Annotated in this window: 1 pseudogene; it reads left to right on the top strand. The window is 82.4% G+C overall.

Annotated features, from left to right (window positions below):
* Positions 1-579 (top strand): annotated as a pseudogene (locus tag AAHZ94_RS34885) (hypothetical protein); the annotation flags it as partial.

A 579-nucleotide genomic window follows, 5' to 3' on the forward strand; every position in this document is an offset into this window, starting at 1 on the left:
CGGCCCGACCGGGTACGCGACGGGCGCCGCCGGCCAGCCCGGCACGGCACCCACGGGCAGCGCGGGCGGCACCGGCAGCCTGGGCCGCTCCGGCGGCGCGGGCGGCGCAGGCCATCCGGGCGGCGCGGGCAGCGCCGGTGACCTCACCCGGCTCGGCAACCGCCGCATCGGCGACCCGGAGTTCGGCCGCTGGTCCGGCGGCCCCCAGGAGCCACCTGCCGCACATGACGTACCGACCCACCCGGGCGACCTGCACGCCCCGCGCACCGAGCGGCGGCGTACGGGCCTGGGCGCCTGGGCGCGCCGCCTCGCGGGCGGCAGCCGGGTCCCCGCGCGCCCGGAGGACGTGGCGGAGTGGGAGGCCGACCAGGTCGACCCGGTCGAACTGGCCCGGGACGCGGTGCGGGCGGCCGACGCGCTCGACCGGCGCTGGCCCGACCCGGCCGCCGTGCTGCTGAGCGCGCTCGGCCCGGACGTCCGGCTGTGGGACCGCACGCCGTGCCACCCCGACGCGCTCGTCGTCCGGCTCGGCACGGCCGACCAGCCGGTGACCGCGCTCGCCGCCGCGGGCGCGCCCGA

The organism is Streptomyces sp. HSW2009, assembly GCF_040240285.1.
Classification (GTDB): Bacteria; Actinomycetota; Actinomycetes; order Streptomycetales; family Streptomycetaceae; genus Streptomyces.